The following is a 19,096-nucleotide window of genomic DNA, read 5'->3' on the forward strand; positions in this document are numbered from 1 at the left end:
AACTGCATTCTGTCGATCCTTGCCGTGATGCTCATCCTGTTTCTCGCCATCCGGCTGATCTGAGCGTCCGCTTCGCAAAACATCCACTGGAGCCTCGTTATGAGCCAGTCCAAATCTGCGAGCATTCTCGATGCCCGTATTCTTATCCCGGCGGTCGGCGATGCCTTCCGCAAACTGAACCCGAAAAGCCTCGCCCGAAACCCGGTCATGTTCGTCGTGGCCGTCGTTTCGGCGCTCACCACGGTACTGCTTGCAAAGGACATTGCCACAGGCGGCGGCAATGTCGGCTTTTCCGCCCAGATCGTGCTGTGGCTCTGGTTTACAGTGCTGTTCGCCAATTTTGCCGAAGCCGTTGCCGAAGGGCGCGGCAAGGCGCAGGCGGAATCATTGCGCCGCACCCGCACTGAAACCCAGGCCAAGCTCCTGAGCGGCGACGGCAAGACCGATTACAAGACCGTGGCCGGAACAAGCCTCAAGGTCGGCGATATCGTTCTCGTTGAAGCAGGTGACATCATCCCCTCCGATGGCGAAGTGATCGAGGGTGTCGCCTCGGTTAACGAAGCCGCCATCACCGGCGAATCCGCACCGGTCATCCGCGAATCCGGCGGCGACCGTTCCGCCGTCACCGGCGGTACGCAGGTCCTCTCCGACTGGATCAGGGTGCGCATCACGGCAGCGCAGGGCTCGACCTTCATCGACAAGATGATCAGCCTTGTGGAAGGCGCCGAACGCCAGAAAACGCCGAACGAAATCGCGCTCAACATCCTGCTTGCAGGCATGACGCTGATCTTCGTTTTGGCCGTGGTGACAATTCCAAGCTTCGCGACCTATGCGGGCGGCTATATCCCCGTCATCGTGCTGGTTGCCCTGTTCGTAACGCTGATCCCGACCACCATCGGTGCGCTGCTGTCAGCTATCGGCATTGCAGGCATGGACCGTCTGGTGCGCTTCAATGTGCTGGCCATGTCGGGCCGTGCGGTAGAGGCGGCAGGCGATGTAGACACATTGCTTCTCGACAAGACCGGTACGATCACGCTCGGCAATCGTCAGGCAACAGCCTTCATGCCCATCACCGACGTAAGCGAACAGGAACTGGCCGACGCAGCACAACTCGCCTCCCTTGCCGATGAAACGCCGGAAGGTCGTTCCATCGTGGTTCTGGCCAAGGAAAAATACGCCATTCGCGGTCGCGATATGCAAAGCCTGCATGCGACTTTCGTGCCCTTTACAGCGCAGAGCCGCATGAGCGGCGTTGATATTGACGGTTCGTCCATTCGCAAGGGTGCCGTGGATGCCGTGCTGAAAAACGCGACTTCGGATGCAAAAACCGTTCACGAACTGCAAGCCATCGCCGACACCATTGCCAAGGGTGGCGGCACGCCGCTTGCCGTCGCCAAGGATGGCAAGCTGCTCGGCGTCATTCACCTCAAGGATATCGTCAAGGGCGGCATTCGCGAGCGTTTCTCCGAATTGCGGCGTATGGGCATCCGCACGGTGATGATCACCGGTGACAATCCGATGACGGCAGCGGCAATTGCTGCGGAAGCGGGCGTGGATGATTTTCTGGCGCAAGCAACGCCGGAGAACAAGCTGGCGCTGATCCGCGAGGAACAGGCCAAGGGCAAACTCGTCGCCATGTGTGGTGATGGCACCAACGATGCGCCAGCGCTTGCGCAGGCCGATGTGGGTGTCGCCATGAACACTGGTACGGTTGCGGCCCGCGAGGCGGGCAATATGGTCGATCTCGACAGCGATCCGACCAAGCTCATCGAGATTGTTGAAATCGGCAAGCAGCTTCTGATGACGCGCGGCGCGCTTACGACTTTCTCCATCGCCAACGATATCGCGAAATATTTCGCGATCATTCCGGCCATGTTTCTGGCTTTTTACCCGCAGCTTGGCGCGCTGAACATCATGAACCTCGCCACGCCGCAAAGCGCTATTCTCTCGGCCATCATCTTCAACGCCCTCATCATCGTGGCGCTGATCCCGCTGTCGCTGAAAGGCGTGAAGTATAAGGCCGTTGGCGCGGGCGCCCTGCTCTCCCGCAACCTGCTCATCTACGGTCTCGGCGGCGTCATCGTTCCATTCATCGGCATCAAGGCCATCGATATGGCCATTATCGCCCTTGGCCTCGCATAAGGATTTTCGCCCATGTTGAAGCAACTTCGCCCTGCACTGGTCATGATCGTCGCGCTCACTGTCATTACCGGCTTCATCTATCCGCTCGGCATGACAGGCCTTGCGCAAGCAATTTTCCCGCAACAGGCCAATGGCAGCCTGATCGAGAAGGATGGAACGGTCATCGGCTCTGAACTGATCGGCCAGAGCTTTGCCAGCGACCGTTATTTCCACGGCCGCCCATCCGCCGCAGGCAAGGATGGTTATGATGCATCCAGTTCCGGCGGCTCCAATCTCGGCCCCACTAATCCCGCTTTGATAGAGCGGATCAAGGCCGAGGCGGAATCGTTAAAACAGGCAGCGCCTGACACCGCGATCCCTATCGATCTCGTGACCACTTCGGCCAGCGGTCTCGACCCGCATATTTCGCCGGAAGCAGCCTTTTATCAGATACCGCGTGTCGCCAAGGCGCGGGGTATCAGCGAAGCCACGCTGCGCGGCATTGTGGAGCAGCAGGTGGAAGACCGAAAACTCGGCTTTCTCGGCGAAGCTGTGGTCAATGTCCTGAAACTCAATCTAGTTCTGGACAGAACCGCAGCAAAATGAGGTAGATTGCGGGTGGCGCTCATGTCGCCGCCCGCTTCGCAGGAGCATTATCATTGATGTCGGACGACATTCGCGCTGACAACACACGGCCCTCTCCCGATGCCCTGCTCGAACAGGCGGAGCGCGAAACGCGTGGCCGCCTGAAGATATTTCTGGGCGCAGCACCCGGTGTCGGCAAAACCTATGAAATGCTGATGTCCGGCAGGGCGCGCAAGGCCGATGGCGTTGATATCGTTATCGGCGTTGTCGAAACCCATGGCCGCCGCGACACCGAAGCACTGGTCGATGGGCTGGAAATCATTCCGCGCGCCCGCGTCGCCTATCATGGCCATGAACTGGAAGAGATGGACATTGACGCCGTGCTGGCGCGCCGTCCGCAGCTGGTTCTGGTGGATGAACTCGCCCACAGCAATGCGCCCGAAAGCCGACACCCCAAGCGCTATCAGGATGTGGAGGAAATCCTCGCACAAGGGATAGACGTCTATACCACGCTCAACATTCAACACGTCGAAAGCCTGAATGATGTGGTGGCGCAGATCACGCGCATTCGCGTTCGTGAGACCGTGCCGGACAGCATTATCGACCGCGCCGACGATATCGAGCTGATCGACCTGACACCGGGCGATCTCATCAAGCGGCTCAATGAAGGCAAGGTCTATCTTCCAAAGACCGCGAAGCGCGCAATTCGCAACTATTTCTCACCCGGCAATCTGACGGCGCTCCGCGAACTGGCACTGCGGCGCACTGCGCAGCGGGTGGACGAGCAGCTTCTCACCCATATGCGCGCCCATGCCATCGAAGGCCCGTGGGCTGCCGGCGACCGTATTCTTGTTGCCGTGGATGAAAGACCGCGTAGCGCGTCTCTCGTGCGCTATGCGCGCCGTCTTGCCGACCGGCTGCGCGCGCCATGGGCGGTCATTCACATTGAAACGCCCCGCTCGGCCACCATGTCGGAGGATGAAAAAGACCGGCTGTCGGCAACCATGCGCCTTGCCGAACAGTTGGGCGGCGAACCGATCATCATTCCCGGCCAGTCGGTGGCCGAAGACATTATTCGCTATGCCAGCACGCATAATTTCACGCAGGTTGTCGTCGGCAAATCGGCCAAGCCGCGCTGGCGTGAAATCATCGAAGGTTCGGTCGGGCACGATCTGATCCGCCGGGCAGGCGCCATCGATGTTCACATCACCGCTGGCATTGATCAGGAGGCGGCAAATGCTGCCCGCAAGGTCAAGACCGCCGCGCCAACCGCGAGCCTGCAACTCCTGCCCTATGTGATTGGCATGGCGGTCATCACGGCGGCGCTCGCCGTCGGGCTGCTGCTCGACCAGTTTCTCGACGTGCGCAGCATAGCGCTGGTCTTCGTGGTCGGCGTTCTCGGCGTTGCAGTAACGCTTGGCCTGTGGCCAGCGCTGTTTGTGTCCGTCATCAGCGCTTTCGCCTATAATTTCTTCTTTCTCCTGCCGCTTTACACCCTGTCCATTGCGGACCCGGAAAGTGTGGTCGCCCTCGTCTTCTTCCTGCTCGTCAGTTTCGTGGCCAGCAATCTCGCAAGCCGCGTGCAGCGTCAGGCGGCATCGGCGCGCCAGCGCGCGCGCATGACGGAGGATCTCTATCTTTTCAGCAAAAAGCTCGCGGGCACCGGCTCGCTGGACGATGTCCTTTGGGCAACGGCGTTCCAGATCGCGTCCATGCTGAAGGTGCGTGCGGTCATCCTGCTGCCGGAACGCGAAAGCATCGCGGTGCGCGCCGGATATCCGCCGGACGACACGCTCGACGATGCCGATATCGCCGCTGCCCATTGGGCATGGGAGCACAATCTGCCCGCAGGACGTGGTGCGGATACGCTACCCGGCGCGCGTCGCCTTTACTTGCCACTGCGCACGGCGCGAACCTCGGTCGGCGTTATCGGTCTCGACAATGACCGGCAGGGACCGATACTCACGCCCGAACAGCAAAGACTGTTCGAAGCGCTGGCCGATCAGGCCGCCATCGCCATCGAGCGCGTGCAACTGGTGGAGGATGTCGAGCGGGCGAAGCTTGCTGCGGAAACCGACAAGTTGCGCTCCGCACTTCTCACTTCGATTTCGCACGACCTCAAGACGCCGCTCGCGGCCATCATGGGTGCGGCCACCACATTGCGCGAATATCACGGCTCTTTGCCCGCTGAAGATCAGGCCGATCTTTATCAGACCATCGTGGATCAGTCGGAACGTCTCAACCGCTTCATCGCCAATCTTCTGGACATGACCCGGATTGAAGCAGGCGCGATGGAGCCGAACCTGTCCCCGCATTATATCGGCGATATTGTCGGCGCTGCCCTGCACCGCGCCGCCAAAATTCTTGTGCGCCATGCAGTGCGCGTATCAGTACCCGCCGATCTTCCGATGCTGCGGTTGGATGCGGTTCTGTTCGAACAGGTTCTGTTCAATCTTCTCGACAATGCCGCGAAATATGCGCCGGACGCCTCTGAAATTACCGTCGAAGCGCATATCAGCGGCACGCGGCTCATTCTGGAAATTGCCGATCAGGGGCCGGGCATCCCCGCCGACGACACGGAACGGATTTTCGACAGCTTCTATCGCGTTCGCAAGGGCGATCACGTACAAGCGGGTACAGGCCTTGGCCTTTCTATCGCGCGCGGTTTTGTCGAAGCGATGGGCGGCACCATATCCGCCCGCAATCGCGGCCAAAGCGGTGCGGGCGCGGTCTTCGTCATATCCCTGCCGCTTCCATCCGGCGACGCTGAAACGGAAACAACGCAATGAATATGCAAGCCGTCAAAGTGCTGATCGTCGATGACGAACCGCCGATCCGCAAACTTCTGCGCGTCGGGCTGACCACCGAAGGCTACACGACCGTTGAAGCCGCCAATGCGGCCGAAGCGATGGAAAAGATTGAGGCCGAAAGTCCAGACCTGGTACTGCTCGACCTCGGCCTGCCGGATATGGACGGGCACCGGCTCCTGCTGCAATGGCGACAGGAAGGGCGCAGCCTGCCCATCCTCATTCTTTCGAGCCGCACCGACGAAGTGGGCATTGTGAAAGCTCTCGAACTCGGCGCCGACGATTATGTGACCAAGCCCTTCGGTATGCGCGAACTTGCGGCACGCATGCGCGTTGCGCTCCGCCACAAGCTGCAACAGCAAGGCGAAAAGCCGATTTTCCAGAGCGGTGGTCTTTCGGTCGATCTGGTGCGGCGCATCGTCAAGGTCGATGGCAACGACATCAAGCTGTCGCCCAAAGAATACGATATTCTGCGCCTTCTGGTGCAGCATGCGGGCAAGGTTTTGACGCATCAATTTATTCTCAATCACGTCTGGGGTCCGGCGGCAGACGTGCAATATTTGCGCATCTATGTGCGCCAGCTTCGTCAGAAGATCGAAGCCCTGCCCGACCAGCCGCAATATATTCTCACCGAAACCGGTGTTGGCTATCGCCTGCGTGAAGCGGACGCCCTATAATCAGAAAGACGCTGAGAAAACCGGTAACGGAGGTATTCGATGGTCGAGCTGACGAACAATCTGGAGAATCTGGAATTCATTATATCAAAGGCGCGCGAATATGACGTGCAAGTGCCTGCGGTGGACGAGGATTCCGGCTCCAATCCCGGCGACGACAGGGATGTCGATATTCTCGATGCGTCAATTGACAACCCAACCCGGAAAGAGCTTTTCGCCGCCATCCGCTCGCTGAACGAAGATCAGCGTATCGAATTGCTCGCCTTGATGTGGGTGGGGCGCGGCGATTTCTCGGCAGAGGAATGGGACGACGCGCTATCCACCGCAAGCGAACGCCATAATGGGCGCGAGGCAAAATACCTGATCGGAACACCGCTTCTGGGCGATTATATCGAGGAAGGCCTTGTGTCGCTCGGCATCGATGTCGAAGCCTACGATAATGAATAAGAAAAATTGATGGTTCCATCCGTCCTTCTGTTTTGACGCTGCCATATCCGGGCATTAGAGTTGCCCGCAAATGTAACCGGTTCGATTTGGATCCGCTTGCAGAACAACATATGGGAATTCAAAAACGACGGAGGAAAGCGCCATGCTTCAGAAGAACCTGGTTCAGAAAACGGATTTTTATATCGACGGCGCCTGGCGGGCTCCAATCGACGCCAAGAGCATCGAAGTCGTCAATCCGGCCAATGAAAAGCCCTATGCGGTGATCTCTGGCGGTTCGGCTGCCGATATCGATCTCGCGGTTGCGGCAGCGCGCAAAGCCTTCCCTGCATGGGCCGAAACGCCCGCGAAGGAGCGTATCGCCTATATCCGCCGTATTGCTGAAATCTACGATTCCCGCATGGATGAAATGGCCAAGGCCATTTCGCACGAAATGGGGGCGCCGATCACGCTTGCGCGTGAATCGCAGGCTGCCGTTGGCGTGTCGCATATCAAGGCTTTTGTCGCTGCCTTCGAGAGTTTCGAGTTCGAAGAAATTCTTTCTCCGAAATTTCCAAACCAGACCATCGTGCACGAACCGATCGGCGTTTGCGGGCTGATCACCCCGTGGAACTGGCCGATGAACCAGATTGCGCTGAAGGTCATTCCCGCGATTGCGGTTGGCTGCACGGTCGTGCTCAAGCCGTCCGAAATCGCACCGATGTCGGCGATGCTGTTTGCGGAATTCGTCGATGCAGCCGGTCTGCCGAAGGGCGTGTTCAACCTCGTCAATGGCGAAGGTCCGGTGGTCGGCGAAGCGCTGTCGCAGCACCCGGATGTGGACATGATGTCCTTCACCGGCTCGACGCGCGCAGGCACGGCGGTTTCCCGCGCCGCAGCGGCAACCGTCAAGCGCGTTTCGCTGGAACTCGGCGGCAAGTCGCCGAACATCGTCTTTGCCGATAGCGATCTGGAAAAGACCATCGAGCGCAGCCTTGCCCATTGCTTCGAGAATACCGGCCAGTCCTGCAATGCGCCGACGCGCATGCTGGTTGAGCGCTCGGTCTATGACAAGGCCGTCGAACTCGCGAAGAAGGTCACCGAAGGCACCAAGGTCGGCGATCCTGCGGAAGAAGGCGATCATATCGGGCCACTTTCCTCGTCGATTCAGTTCGAAAAGGTCCAAAAGCTGATCCAGAAAGGCATCGATGAAGGCGCACGCCTCGTTGCCGGCGGCACTGGCCGCCCGGATGGCTTCACCGAAGGCGACTTCGTCAAGCCGACCGTCTTCGCCGATGTGAACAACGACATGACCATCGCCCGCGAAGAAATCTTCGGACCAGTGCTGGCCATGATCCCGTTTGAAACGGAAGAAGAAGCTATCGCCATCGCCAACGATACGCCTTACGGTCTGGCCGCCTATATCCAGACCGGCAGCCCGGAACGCGCCAAGCGCGTTGCGCGCAAGCTTCGCGCAGGCATGATCCAGATCAACGGCACGTCCCGCGCTCCGGGCAGCCCGTTCGGCGGATACAAGCAGTCGGGCAACGGTCGCGAAGGCGGCAAATGGGGCCTCGAAGACTTCATGGAAGTGAAGCTGATCAGCGGTTGATCTCAACCAGCAGATGTTAAACATGAAAAAGCGCCGCTAAACGGCGCTTTTTTTCCTTTATAAAAGTTCACTCTCGAAATCGAGACCGTTCAGGCAACCGGCGTGGATGGGAACAGCGCCTGCAAGGCATCGTAGGATGCCAGCACGGTTTCCATCTGCGCGGTATGGCCCTTGACGAAAGCATCACCATAGACCGTTTCGTCCGGATATTCGGTGATGAGCGTCATTGGCACCGTATGTCGGTCATCGACGCCGACAAGGCACGGAAATCCGTTGATGATGCGGAAACCCGTTTCGCCTGCATGCTGCTCGAAAAGCCTGATCTGGGCGTTGTTATAAGCGACCAGCCCGTCAATCGCGGCCAGATGTTTCGTTACGCGGTCGATCAGTTCCTCTGCGTGCCTCTCCCATGAGGCATGGTGGCGGATGATCAGGAAAAAGCCTTTCGGCAGCGTCCACATGGCAAAGGAACGCGGCACATAGCCTGAGAGCGGGCGCGTCCATTCATGCGACGGATAACCATGCAGGTTGACGTGCAGTTTCGCATCCGTCAGCCTTTCAGCCTCGACACGAATGGCCTTTTCGTAGAGCCCCTCGCCGCTGCGATATTCCAGATCATCACCCAGCGCCGTATAGCGCGCCGCATGATGTATGTGGTGCGGCTGCAGTGCGCAAAGCCGCTTGTGTATCTCGTATCCATCCGGGTTTTCCTGCGGGGAGATCGTGAAATGCGCGCCTTCGCGCGTGACAAGCCGATTGGCCGCACGCAACGCGCCGACAACGCCCGTCGTTTCATTGGCATGCTGACCGGCGCTGATCATCATCGCGGCATCGCTGCCCTTGCGATAGGTCGCGCGCACCGCTCTGCCCGAACGGGTTTTTGCCTCGAACGGCTCACCGCCCAGACGGGCGAGTTCACGGCGGATCTGATCGGCGGAAAGCGGCGCTTGCGCCGTCTCCAGCACCTGTTCTGCCGTCAGCGCGTCATCGGTGGAAAGCGGTCTCGTTTCCACTCTGACCGACGGCTCGGCATCGCGAAAGCAGACTTCTGGCACAATCTGGCCCGGTTGCAACCCACGATCACCCACTGGACGACTGGACTTTTTTTGAAATACTTCAAGCAGCGAGAAATAGATATCCTCGTGCATGGCTTCGGTGAGGCTCAGCGTTTCCTCATCGTAAGGCAGGCGACGGTCGGTGATGGGCAAGCTGACCGTAATGTTCAGTTCATCGAAATAAGGTTCGCCACGCTTCCAGTCATGGGCCGCGATGGTCGAAACCGTGTCATGAAAGAGCTTTTCATAGGATGTTTCATAGCGCGCGCTTTCAGTCTTGCCGCCTTGCGTGACCGTCAGCCAGCCGGTTGGCGAGACCAGCGTTTCGCCGATGAAATCCACATGCACGCGGTTCGGGGCAAAAACCCGGTGCTTCTCGCTATGACCATCGGTAAAGGTCAGATCGACTTCATAATGAAAATCGTCTTTGTCCGAAGCTGCAAAAGCCACCTCCGCCTCCGGCAGCAGCACTGACAAAGGATAGGTTTCGAGCAGGAAACGGTTCTGCACGCAGGCTTCGTGGCGTGGATAGCGGATCGCAGCCGACTTCAGCGCCGCGCCATCGACTTCTTCCAGAAAGAAATGCAGGAGCGGCTTGTAAGCCGAGCGCAGGCGCGCCTCGACGCCTGCTTCGCGCAGCTTCGTTTCCGCTGCAAAGCGGCTCGGCTGGTCATCGAACAGCCAGGCTTCCACCTTCGCGTCGCGCATTTCCGGTTTCAGAAAATGATCGACAAGCGCATGAACGGTACGCGGATAGGTTTTCTCAAAAAGCACGCTCATCGGGAAGTCCTGCCAATGGGATCAAAGCGGGGTCAAGGCTGTCGCGCAGCCAGTCGCCAAGAAGATTTTGGAATATACCCCGAAAAGGGTGAAACGGTTTTCGGGATGTGCGTATAAACAAATACTGAGAGCGCGTCACCCTAATAGGATAAATGCGACCCGCTTTATAACTTGTGTGAGGGAGCCAGCGATGAGCGGAACGGGACGCGGAGTATGGGATTTCTGGATCGACCGCGGCGGTACGTTTACGGACGTCATCGGGCGGGATCCGCAGGGCCAGCTCCATGCACGCAAGGTTCTCTCCGAAAACCCGTCTGCCTATAAGGACGCCGCCGTTCACGGCATTCGCCTGCATCTGGGCCTGAACTCCGGTGAAACGATTCCCGCCGGTGCCATCGGCGAAGTTCGCATGGGCACGACGGTCGCCACCAATGCGCTTCTGGAGCGCAAGGGCGAGCGGCTGGCCCTTGTTACCACAAGGGGTTTCCGTGATGCGCTGCGCATTGGCTATCAGGAACGCAAGAACATCTTCGCGACCGAAATCATCAAGCCGGAAGCGCTTTATGAAAAGGTCGTGGAACTGAATGAGCGCGTTCAGGCGGATGGCACGGTTGAAACGGCTCTCGATCCCTCCGAGGCCGAAGCCGTACTGGTTGCGCTGAAGGAACAGGGCTACAAATCCGTCGCCATCGCGCTCATGCATGCTTTTAAGTTTCCCTCGCATGAGGCTGAAATTGCTCGCATTGCGCGCGGTCTCGACTTCGAGCAGGTCTCCGTTAGCCACGAGGTTTCGCCGCTGATCAAGCTGGTCGGTCGTGGCGACACTACAGTCGTCGATGCCTATCTGTCGCCGGTTCTTCGCCGTTACGTTGCGCAGGTTTCCAATGAGCTGGATGTCGAGCGCACCGGCGCGCGCGTCATGTTCATGATGTCGTCGGGTGGTCTCACGGCCGCTGATCTGTTTCAGGGCAAGGATGCAATCCTGTCCGGCCCGGCTGGTGGCGTTGTCGGCCTCGCCCGAACCGGCGAAACGGCAGGCTTTCCGAAAGTCATCGGCTTTGACATGGGCGGCACCTCCACGGACGTCGCGCATTTCGATGGCGAATATGAACGCGCTTTCGAAACGGAAGTGGCTGGCGTGCGCGTGCGGGCACCGATGATGCTGATCCACACCGTTGCCGCAGGCGGCGGCTCGATCCTGCATTATGACGCCGGACGTTTCCGCGTCGGCCCGGATTCGGCGGGCGCCAATCCCGGTCCGGCCTGCTATCGCAACGGTGGACCGCTCGCCGTCACCGATGCCAATGTCATGCTGGGCAAGCTTCTGCCGGAATTTTTCCCGGCAATCTTTGGCCCGGACCAGAACCAGACGCTCGATGTGGAGCGGGTGCGGGAACTTTTCTCCGCGCTCGCAGCCGAAATTGGCGATGGTCGCTCGCCGGAAGCCGTTGCCGATGGATTCATCCGCATTGCAGTGGCCAATATGGTCGAGGCCATCAAGAAAATTTCCGTCCAGCGCGGCTATGACGTGACGCGCTATGCGCTCAACTGCTTTGGCGGTGCGGGTGGCCAGCACGCCTGTCTCGTTGCCGATGCGCTTGGCATGAAGAATATTCTCCTCCATCCAATGTCCGGTCTGCTGTCCGCCTATGGCATGGGTCTGGCCGATATTCGCGCCACCCGTCAAAAGGCGCTCGGCGTCGCGCTCGATCCGGCAGCGCCTTCAGCCCTGAAAGAACTGGGTGAAGAACTGGCGCAGGAATGCGTGGCCGAACTTCTGGCTCAAGGCATAGAAGCCGCAGCCGTGCAGCGTCATCTGCGCGCCCACATCCGCTATGCGGGCACCGACACCGTGCTCTCCGTTGAAGCCACCTTCCCTGCTAAGGACAATGCCGACCGCCTTCGCGCCGAGTTCGAGGCGGCCCATAAGCGCCGTTTCGGCTTCATTGCGGAGAACAAGGCTCTCGTTATCGACGCGGTGGAAGTCGAAGCCGTGGGTGGTGGCGCAGGCGAAACCGAAAGCGCCCAATCGCTCGACAGCGATCTGGAAGCTGCAACCGCCAAGCGGACCCGCTTCTTCTCGCAGGGCGAGTTGCACGACGCGGGCGTTGTCTTGCGCGAGCAGATGCAACGCGGCCAGACTGTCACCGGCCCGGCGATCATCATCGAGAAAAACCAGACTATCGTTATCGAAGATGGCTGGCAGGCCCGCCTGACTGCGCATGACCACGTCGTGCTGACGCGCATCAAGGCGCTGCCTGCGCGCACGGCCATCGGCACCGAAGCCGACCCGGTCATGCTGGAGATTTTCAACAATCTCTTCATGTCCATTGCCGAACAGATGGGCGTTACGCTTCAAAACACTGCCTATTCGGTGAATATCAAGGAGCGTCTCGACTTTTCCTGTGCGGTTTTCGACGCGGCAGGCAATCTCGTCGCCAATGCACCGCATATGCCGGTGCATCTCGGTTCCATGGATGCGTCGGTCGCCACCGCCATTCGCGAGAACAGCGATATCAAGCCGGGCGATGTGTTTCTCATCAACGCGCCTTATAATGGCGGCACCCACCTGCCCGACCTCACCGTCTGCACGCCGGTTTTCGATGACGAGAACCGTGAAATCCGTTTCTGGGTGGCAAGCCGTGGACACCATGCGGATATTGGCGGCATCGCGCCGGGTTCCATGTCGCCGCTTGCGGTCAATATCGAGCAGGAAGGCGTCTATATCGACAATTTCAAGCTGGTAGATCGCGGCACCTTCCGCGAAGAGGCGCTTGCCGCTCTGCTGACTGGCGCGACCTACCCTGTCCGTAACCTGACGCAGAACGTCAACGACCTGAAGGCGCAGATCGCGGCCAACGAAAAGGGCGTGGCCGAGCTGAAAAAGATGATCGGCCTATTCGGCGAGCATGTCGTGAAAGCCTATATGGGCCACGTTCAGGACAATGCCGCCGAAAGCGTGCGCCGCGTACTCGACAAGCTGCCGGACGGCCATTTCACCTATGAGATGGACCAGGGCTGCCAAATCGAGGTGCGCGTCACCATCGACAAGGAAAAGCGCGAAGCGACGGTCGATTTCACCGGCACGTCGGAACAGCGTTCCGACAATTTCAATGCGCCAGAGCCCGTCACCCGCGCGGCTGTGCTTTATGTCTTCCGCGTGCTGGTTGAGGGCGACATTCCGATGAATGCGGGCTGCCTGCGACCGATCAGGATCATTGTGCCGGAAGGCTCGATGCTCTCTCCGCAATATCCAGCGGCGGTCGTGGCGGGCAATGTCGAAGTCAGTCAGGCTGTCACCAACTGCCTGTTCGGCGCGACCAAGGCGATGGCCGCAGCGCAGGGCACGATGAACAATCTAACTTTCGGCAATGACGAATATCAGTATTACGAAACCATCTGTTCCGGCGCGCCCGCCGGTCCCGGTTTCAACGGTGCCAATGCTGTGCACACCCACATGACCAATTCGCGCCTGACCGACCCGGAAATTCTGGAAACCCGCTTCCCCGTCTTGCTGGAAGACTTCCATATTCGAAAGGACTCCGGCGGCAGGGGCAAATGGCACGCGGGCGACGGCACCAGGCGCACGATCCGCGCGCTGAAAACGCTGGAATTTGCCATTCTTTCCGGTCATCGCCGGGTGGCGGCTTTCGGTCTGGAAGGCGGCGAAGCTGGCCAGACCGGCCGTAATGAAGTGCGTCGCAAGGACGGGTCCATCGACGTATTAGGAAATTGCGACCAGACTGTTCTGGAAGCAGGTGAAGCCTTCACCGTCATCACGCCGACTGGTGGCGGATACGGCAAGCCTGAATAACCGAGATGAATATTAACAAAGCACAACGCCGCCAGCTCATGTCTGGCGGCGTTGTGCATTCAACCGGGATAAAACCGGGCAAAATCAATGCGTGCCGACGCATTTGCGAACGGTTTTTCCACCCTTTCGGTCCACCCCGAAAAATGTTAGAATTATTCACCAAAATTCGATCTATAATTAGGATTCAATCCTAATAATTGCGTCTTTACCGTCGTTTTGGACGCATCTTTAGAATTAAATTTCTGCGATCAATAGAACATCAACCAGTTCACGGATACCGAAAATGAAATTCGCTCAGATCATCGCTACGGCAGGCATCATTCAGACAGCTCTCTTCACCGGCGCAATGGCCGGAGAAAATCTCGACGCCATCAAGTCGGCGGGCGTTCTGAAGATCGGCACGGAAGGCACCTATGCGCCTTTCACCTATCACGACAAGGAAAACAAGCTCGTCGGCTTCGACGTGGAAATCGGTGAAGCCGTGGCCGCCAAGCTCGGCGTCAAGCCGGAATTCATCGAAGGCAAGTGGGACGGCCTCATCGCCGGTCTCGACGTCAATCGTTATGATGCCGTCATCAATCAGGTTGGCATCACCGAAGAGCGCAAGAAGAAGTTCAACTTCTCTAACCCTTACATCGTTTCCAAGGTTGTTCTGATCGTCAACGACAAGAACGACACGATCAAGGACTTTGCCGATCTGAAGGGCAAGAAGTCGGCACAGTCGCTGACCAGTAACTACGGCAAGCTCGCCAAGGAAGCCGGTGCGGAACTTGTGGCGACCGATGGTTTCGACCAGTCGATCCAGCTCGTCCTGACGGGCCGCGCCGATGCGACGCTCAATGACAGCCTGTCCTTCCTCGACTTCAAGAAGCAGCAGCCGAAGGCTCCGGTCAAGATCGCCGCCGAAAAAGAAAATGCTGACGCTTCGGGCATCATCGTTCGCAAGGGCGACGACGACCTCGTCGCAGCCATCAACAAGGCGCTGGACGACATCAAGGCCGATGGCACCTACGACAAGATCGCGCAGAAATATTTCGGTCAGGACGTTTCCAAGTAAGCTTCCGGATGCATAAACGATGAAGCCGGAATTCATTTCCGGCTTCTTTTATTGTGTAGTAGAAAATTATTCCCACTGAATTTCAGAGATCGTTTTCCACAAACAGTATAAGATGAATGAAAGTGCCTTGCCGGTGCCTGATCATCTCGATTTGAACCGACACTGCTTTGTGTGCGAAGGAGCAGACCTAAGTGCCTGATTGGCTACAACTCATGATCGAGTCGCTCCCGACCCTTCTCTGGGCGGGGCTGATCTTCACAATTCCACTGACATTGCTGTCCTTCATTTTTGGTTTGGCGCTGGCGCTTCTGACGGCCCTCGTCCGGCTTTTCGCGCCGGTCTGGCTCTCGTCGATTGCACGCTTCTATGTCTGGATATTCCGTGGCACGCCGCTACTGGTGCAGCTTTTCGTGATCTTCTATGGCTTACCGAGCATTGGCATTTATCTCGATGCGTTCCCGGCAGCCCTCATTGGCTTCACGTTGAATGTCGGTGCCTATAGTTCGGAAATCATCCGCGCGGTCATCTCATCCGTGCCCAAGGGGCAGTGGGAAGCCGCATACTCCATCGGCATGAGCTGGCGTCAGGCGCTGACCCGCACCGTGTTGCCGCAGGCGACCAGAATCGCCGTGCCGCCGCTTTCCAACACTTTCATTTCGCTTGTGAAAGATACCTCGCTTGCCGCCGCCATCACCGTGCCGGAGCTTTTCCAGTCGGCACAGCGTATCGTCGCCACCACCTATGAACCGCTGATCCTCTATATCGAGGCCGCGCTGATCTATCTTGCGTTGAGTTCGATATTGTCGGCCCTTCAGGTACGGCTTGAACGACGCTTCGGGCGCTATGGCGGCACGCTGGAGACAAACGCATGATCGAGCTGAAACATATCGTCAAGCGTTTCGACGACGCTGTTATCCTCAACGACATCAATGTCACGATCTCCGAAGGCTCGGTGACGGCCCTTGTGGGCCCATCGGGTGGCGGCAAGAGCACGCTTCTGCGCTGCATCAACCTGCTGGAAGTACCGACATCCGGCACGTTGTCGCTCGGCGGACAGACGCTGACTTTCGAGCCGGGGCGCAAGCCAAGCTGGCAGGCCATTCAGTCCATTCGCCGCCAGACCGGCATGGTGTTTCAGAATTTCCAGCTGTTTCCGCATCAGACCGCGATCCAGAATGTCATGGAAAGCCTCGTCACCGTGCTGAAATGGCCGAAAGCCAAGGCCCGCGAACGCGCGTTGGAACTGTTGCAGAAAGTGGGCATGGCCCATAAGGCCGACGCCTGGCCATCGACCTTGTCCGGTGGGCAGCAGCAGCGCATAGCGATTGCCCGTGCGCTGGCGCCTTCGCCACGCGTGCTGCTGTGCGACGAACCCACTTCGGCGCTCGATCCTGAACTTGCCTCGGAAGTGGTGGATGTGCTGAGCAAACTTGCCAAGGAAGGCACGACGATGGTGATTGCCACCCACGATCTGCGCCTCGCCTCGAAGATTTCGCAGAATGTGGTGTTTCTGGAATCGGGCAATATTGTCGAGACCGGCTCTGCGCATGAAGTTTTCACGCGCCCATCCCGCGAACGTACCAAGCAGTTTGTCGCAACTATCAATGCCGCGCACACTTACGACATCTGACCGGACATTTTGCTTTCAAAAAGGGGCTTTCGTGTTTGCGAAGGCCCTCTCATTTTTCGCCTTGGCGCAATTCATTCGTTCTTTTCAAAATTTTCCGCCGAGTCTCACCGGCCTGCCCCTTGGTAAAAGAGGAAACCGCTGTTACATTAAGGGCAACGTAATAATTGAAGTGTCCAGCTTGCGTCCTGACGGTTCGCGCGGCGCTTATAAGGATCAGTACCTTGAAAAACCCCGAGGAGCGCCCCGTAGAAAAGGCGCATCAAGGGGCGTCCGGCGGACAATCGGGAAATGCTCAAGCCCGGAGTCCGTCCCACAACGGCAAGCGCAAAGCGCGCAAGGAAGCCGTTGCAGAAGCGGGCAATGCGCGTAGCGCACCCGATTCAGGATGCCCAAAGCCGCAAAGTGAAGCGGACGACAAGGGTTCCGGCAGCCAGCGGAAGCGTGCGCGCCGTCGTCACCGTGGCAAAGCGGGACGGCGACCGGAAGCAGCTGTTGCACAGAAAGCTGCGGAAGAAGCCGCGCATCAGGAAGCCAAGTCTCCCGGCAAAATTTCGAATCGTCGCCGACGCGCCCGCAAGAAGAAGCAGGCGCAGCAGCAGACGAATGCCGCGCCGCGGGCCGCTGAACACACCGCCAAGCAAGGCCACGAAACCCCGCGCCGTGACAACCATGCGCAGGCATCGTCTCAAGCCAAGCGCAAGAACGGCACGGCACAGCCTCCACGGCACTACCACGCCGAAGCGCCGCTTTATGCCGCGCTCGACCTTGGCACCAACAATTGCCGCCTGCTGGTTGCATCGCCGACCCGGCCGGGACAGTTTCGCGTTGTGGATGCTTTTTCGCGGATCGTGCGCCTCGGCGAAGGCTTGAGCGCGACTGGCAGACTGAGCGACAACGCCATGCTGCGCGCCATTGAAGCGCTCAAGATTTGCCGCGACAAGCTGGCGGGCAAGAAAATTCGCCGTTCGCGTCTGATTGCGACGGAGGCTTGCCGCGCGGCTTCCAACGGCGAAGAGTTTCTGGAGCGTGTCCGCGAGGAAACCGGACTTGAACTGGAAATCGTCGATCGCCAGACCGAGGCGCGTCTGGCCGTTTCGGGCTGCGGAACGCTGGTGGCGCGCGAAACGGAAGCCGTGGTGCTGTTCGATATTGGCGGCGGTTCATCCGAAATCGCGCTGATCGACGTTTCACAACGCCGTTCGCCGCGTCTTGCCGAACACATCATGGCATGGACGTCGCTGCCCGTTGGGGTCGTGACCCTTGCCGAGCGTTTCGGTGGGCGCAATGTCACGCAGGAAAGTTTCGAGGCGATGGTCGGTCATGTGACCGAACTTCTGTCCAGCTTTGCCGAACGGCACTGCTTGGGCCAACTGGCTTCAAGCCCGCGTTTCCATTTGCTCGGCACATCCGGTACGGTGACCACACTGGCGGGTATTCATCTCGGTCTCGAACGCTATGATCGTCGCCGCGTCGATGGCATGTGGATGGGCTCGGAAGATGTGACGCAGATGACGAGCCGCCTCCTCTCCTGGGATTTCGAGGCGCGGGTGGCAAATCCATGCATCGGTGCGGACAGGGCCGATCTGGTTCTTGCAGGCTGCGCCATTCTCGATGCCATCCGCAAGGTTTGGCCGAGTGAAAAACTTCTGGTGGCGGATCGCGGTTTGCGTGAAGGCATCCTGACCGAACTGATGTCGCGCGACGGCGCATGGCGGCACAATCGTGCGCAATTGCGCCAATAAATGCGCTGTTGGCGCTAGAACAGGCAACTGAAAATGAGCAAAGCAGGCGGAAACAAGGGCGGCACGAAGACGGGCGCCAAAACTGGTGGGCGTGGTGGTGCGGGCACCAGCAATCTGCACGTGCGCGTGAAGAAAAAGGCAGGCACGATCAAGGAATCCTCGCGTCGCTGGCTGCTGCGTCACCTGAACGACCCCTATGTGCACAAGTCCAAGCAAGATGGCTATCGTTCGCGCGCGGCCTATAAGCTGATCGAAATCAACGACCGCTATGACCTGCTCAAGAAGGGGCAGAAGATCATCGATCTTGGCGCAGCACCGGGCGGCTGGTCGCAGATTGCGGCCAAGATCGTCGGCTCCACCGATGAAGACCCGCATGTTGTCGGCATCGACTATCTGCATGTCGATCCGCTGCCGGGCGTTATCCTTCTGGAAATGGACTTTCTCGACGATGAAGCACCCCAGAAGCTGATGGAAGCGCTTGGCGACAAGCCAGATCTCGTCATTTCCGATATGGCGGCACCTACCACCGGTCACCGTCGCACCGACCATCTGCGCACGGTGCATCTGTGTGAAGTGGCGGCTGATTTTGCGGTCTCGGTGCTCAAGCCCGGCGGCCACTTCCTGACCAAGACATTTCAGGGCGGCACGGAAAACGAGCTCCTGGCCATGCTGAAGCAGAAATTCCGCTCCGTGCATCACGTAAAACCGCCCGCATCGCGCGCGGAATCGGTGGAGCTTTATCTGCTCGCACGGGATTTTAAAGGCTGATTTTCAAACGAAATCGCAAAGTCACGAC

At 58.7% G+C, this 19,096-nt stretch carries 13 protein-coding genes; 12 read left to right on the plus strand and 1 reads right to left on the minus strand.

Going from position 1 to position 19,096, the window contains the following annotated elements; genetic code table 11:
• Positions 1 to 99: 99 nt before the first annotated feature.
• The 6 genes from kdpB (at position 100) to FIC94_RS03115 (ending at position 8,222) form a co-directional block, all read left to right on the plus strand.
• A complete protein-coding gene (kdpB, locus tag FIC94_RS03090) occupies positions 100 to 2,142 on the plus strand; it encodes a potassium-transporting ATPase subunit KdpB (RefSeq protein WP_140023877.1) in 2,043 nt (680 codons plus the stop codon).
• Positions 2,143 to 2,154: 12 nt separating this feature from the next.
• The gene (gene kdpC / locus FIC94_RS03095; RefSeq protein WP_140023878.1) at positions 2,155 to 2,727 is read left to right on the plus strand and encodes a potassium-transporting ATPase subunit KdpC; all 573 of its coding nucleotides are present in this window, start codon (positions 2,155 to 2,157) and stop codon (positions 2,725 to 2,727) included.
• A 56-nt stretch (positions 2,728 to 2,783) separates the two neighbouring features.
• Positions 2,784 to 5,495 (plus strand): DUF4118 domain-containing protein, encoded by a 2,712-nt coding sequence (locus tag FIC94_RS03100; RefSeq protein ID WP_140023879.1) that lies wholly within the window; start codon positions 2,784 to 2,786, stop codon positions 5,493 to 5,495.
• A complete protein-coding gene (locus tag FIC94_RS03105; RefSeq protein ID WP_140023880.1) occupies positions 5,492 to 6,190 on the plus strand; it encodes a response regulator in 699 nt (232 codons plus the stop codon). The genes FIC94_RS03100 and FIC94_RS03105 overlap by 4 nt, the downstream gene beginning before the upstream one ends.
• A gap of 39 nt (positions 6,191 to 6,229) precedes the next feature.
• Positions 6,230 to 6,634 carry a DUF3775 domain-containing protein gene (locus tag FIC94_RS03110; protein WP_109367231.1) on the plus strand — a complete coding sequence of 135 codons (405 nt, stop codon included), beginning with the start codon at positions 6,230 to 6,232 and terminating at the stop codon, positions 6,632 to 6,634.
• Positions 6,635 to 6,776: 142 nt separating this feature from the next.
• A complete protein-coding gene (locus FIC94_RS03115; RefSeq protein WP_109367230.1) occupies positions 6,777 to 8,222 on the plus strand; it encodes an aldehyde dehydrogenase family protein in 1,446 nt (481 codons plus the stop codon).
• A gap of 89 nt (positions 8,223 to 8,311) precedes the next feature.
• Here the strand turns inward: FIC94_RS03115 and FIC94_RS03120 are convergent, their stop codons facing one another.
• Positions 8,312 to 10,057, minus strand: coding sequence for a M14 family metallopeptidase (locus FIC94_RS03120; protein ID WP_109367229.1), 1,746 nt, complete (start codon positions 10,055 to 10,057; stop codon positions 8,312 to 8,314).
• A 190-nt stretch (positions 10,058 to 10,247) separates the two neighbouring features.
• Here FIC94_RS03120 and FIC94_RS03125 point away from each other — a divergent pair, with 190 nt between their 5' ends.
• From FIC94_RS03125 to FIC94_RS03150, 6 genes are all read left to right on the plus strand, one after another.
• The gene (locus FIC94_RS03125) at positions 10,248 to 13,871 is read left to right on the plus strand and encodes a hydantoinase B/oxoprolinase family protein (RefSeq protein ID WP_140023881.1); all 3,624 of its coding nucleotides are present in this window, start codon (positions 10,248 to 10,250) and stop codon (positions 13,869 to 13,871) included.
• 283 nt (positions 13,872 to 14,154) lie between these two features.
• Positions 14,155 to 14,928, plus strand: a complete 774-nt coding sequence (locus tag FIC94_RS03130) for an amino acid ABC transporter substrate-binding protein (protein ID WP_140023882.1) — start codon at positions 14,155 to 14,157, stop codon at positions 14,926 to 14,928.
• Between the two features lie 191 nt (positions 14,929 to 15,119).
• Positions 15,120 to 15,800, plus strand: coding sequence for an amino acid ABC transporter permease (locus tag FIC94_RS03135; RefSeq protein WP_140023883.1), 681 nt, complete (start codon positions 15,120 to 15,122; stop codon positions 15,798 to 15,800).
• Positions 15,797 to 16,558, plus strand: a complete 762-nt coding sequence (locus FIC94_RS03140; RefSeq protein WP_140023884.1) for an amino acid ABC transporter ATP-binding protein — start codon at positions 15,797 to 15,799, stop codon at positions 16,556 to 16,558. The genes FIC94_RS03135 and FIC94_RS03140 overlap by 4 nt, the downstream gene beginning before the upstream one ends.
• A 221-nt stretch (positions 16,559 to 16,779) precedes the next feature.
• A complete protein-coding gene (locus FIC94_RS03145; RefSeq protein ID WP_140023885.1) occupies positions 16,780 to 18,300 on the plus strand; it encodes a Ppx/GppA phosphatase family protein in 1,521 nt (506 codons plus the stop codon).
• A 33-nt stretch (positions 18,301 to 18,333) separates the two neighbouring features.
• The gene (locus FIC94_RS03150; RefSeq protein WP_109367223.1) at positions 18,334 to 19,068 is read left to right on the plus strand and encodes an RlmE family RNA methyltransferase; all 735 of its coding nucleotides are present in this window, start codon (positions 18,334 to 18,336) and stop codon (positions 19,066 to 19,068) included.
• Positions 19,069 to 19,096 lie beyond the last annotated feature (28 nt).

It is taken from the genome of Ochrobactrum teleogrylli (genome assembly GCF_006376685.1).
In the GTDB taxonomy this organism is placed as follows: domain Bacteria; phylum Pseudomonadota; class Alphaproteobacteria; order Rhizobiales; family Rhizobiaceae; genus Brucella; species Brucella teleogrylli.

What these genes read in the sequence shown, in the direction of transcription:
- FIC94_RS03130 (WP_140023882.1), top strand. Translation starts at nt 14,155, where the DNA reads ATGAAATTCGCTCAGATCATCGCTACGGCAGGCATCATTCAGACAGCT.
- FIC94_RS03140 (WP_140023884.1), top strand. Translation starts at nt 15,797, where the DNA reads ATGATCGAGCTGAAACATATCGTCAAGCGTTTCGACGACGCTGTTATC.
- FIC94_RS03100 (WP_140023879.1), top strand. Translation starts at nt 2,784, where the DNA reads ATGTCGGACGACATTCGCGCTGACAACACACGGCCCTCTCCCGATGCC.
- FIC94_RS03150 (WP_109367223.1), top strand. Translation starts at nt 18,334, where the DNA reads ATGAGCAAAGCAGGCGGAAACAAGGGCGGCACGAAGACGGGCGCCAAA.
- FIC94_RS03105 (WP_140023880.1), top strand. Translation starts at nt 5,492, where the DNA reads ATGAATATGCAAGCCGTCAAAGTGCTGATCGTCGATGACGAACCGCCG.
- kdpB (WP_140023877.1), top strand. Translation starts at nt 100, where the DNA reads ATGAGCCAGTCCAAATCTGCGAGCATTCTCGATGCCCGTATTCTTATC.
- FIC94_RS03115 (WP_109367230.1), top strand. Translation starts at nt 6,777, where the DNA reads ATGCTTCAGAAGAACCTGGTTCAGAAAACGGATTTTTATATCGACGGC.
- kdpC (WP_140023878.1), top strand. Translation starts at nt 2,155, where the DNA reads ATGTTGAAGCAACTTCGCCCTGCACTGGTCATGATCGTCGCGCTCACT.
- FIC94_RS03110 (WP_109367231.1), top strand. Translation starts at nt 6,230, where the DNA reads ATGGTCGAGCTGACGAACAATCTGGAGAATCTGGAATTCATTATATCA.
- FIC94_RS03125 (WP_140023881.1), top strand. Translation starts at nt 10,248, where the DNA reads ATGAGCGGAACGGGACGCGGAGTATGGGATTTCTGGATCGACCGCGGC.
- FIC94_RS03120 (WP_109367229.1), bottom strand. Translation starts at nt 10,057, where the DNA reads ATGAGCGTGCTTTTTGAGAAAACCTATCCGCGTACCGTTCATGCGCTT.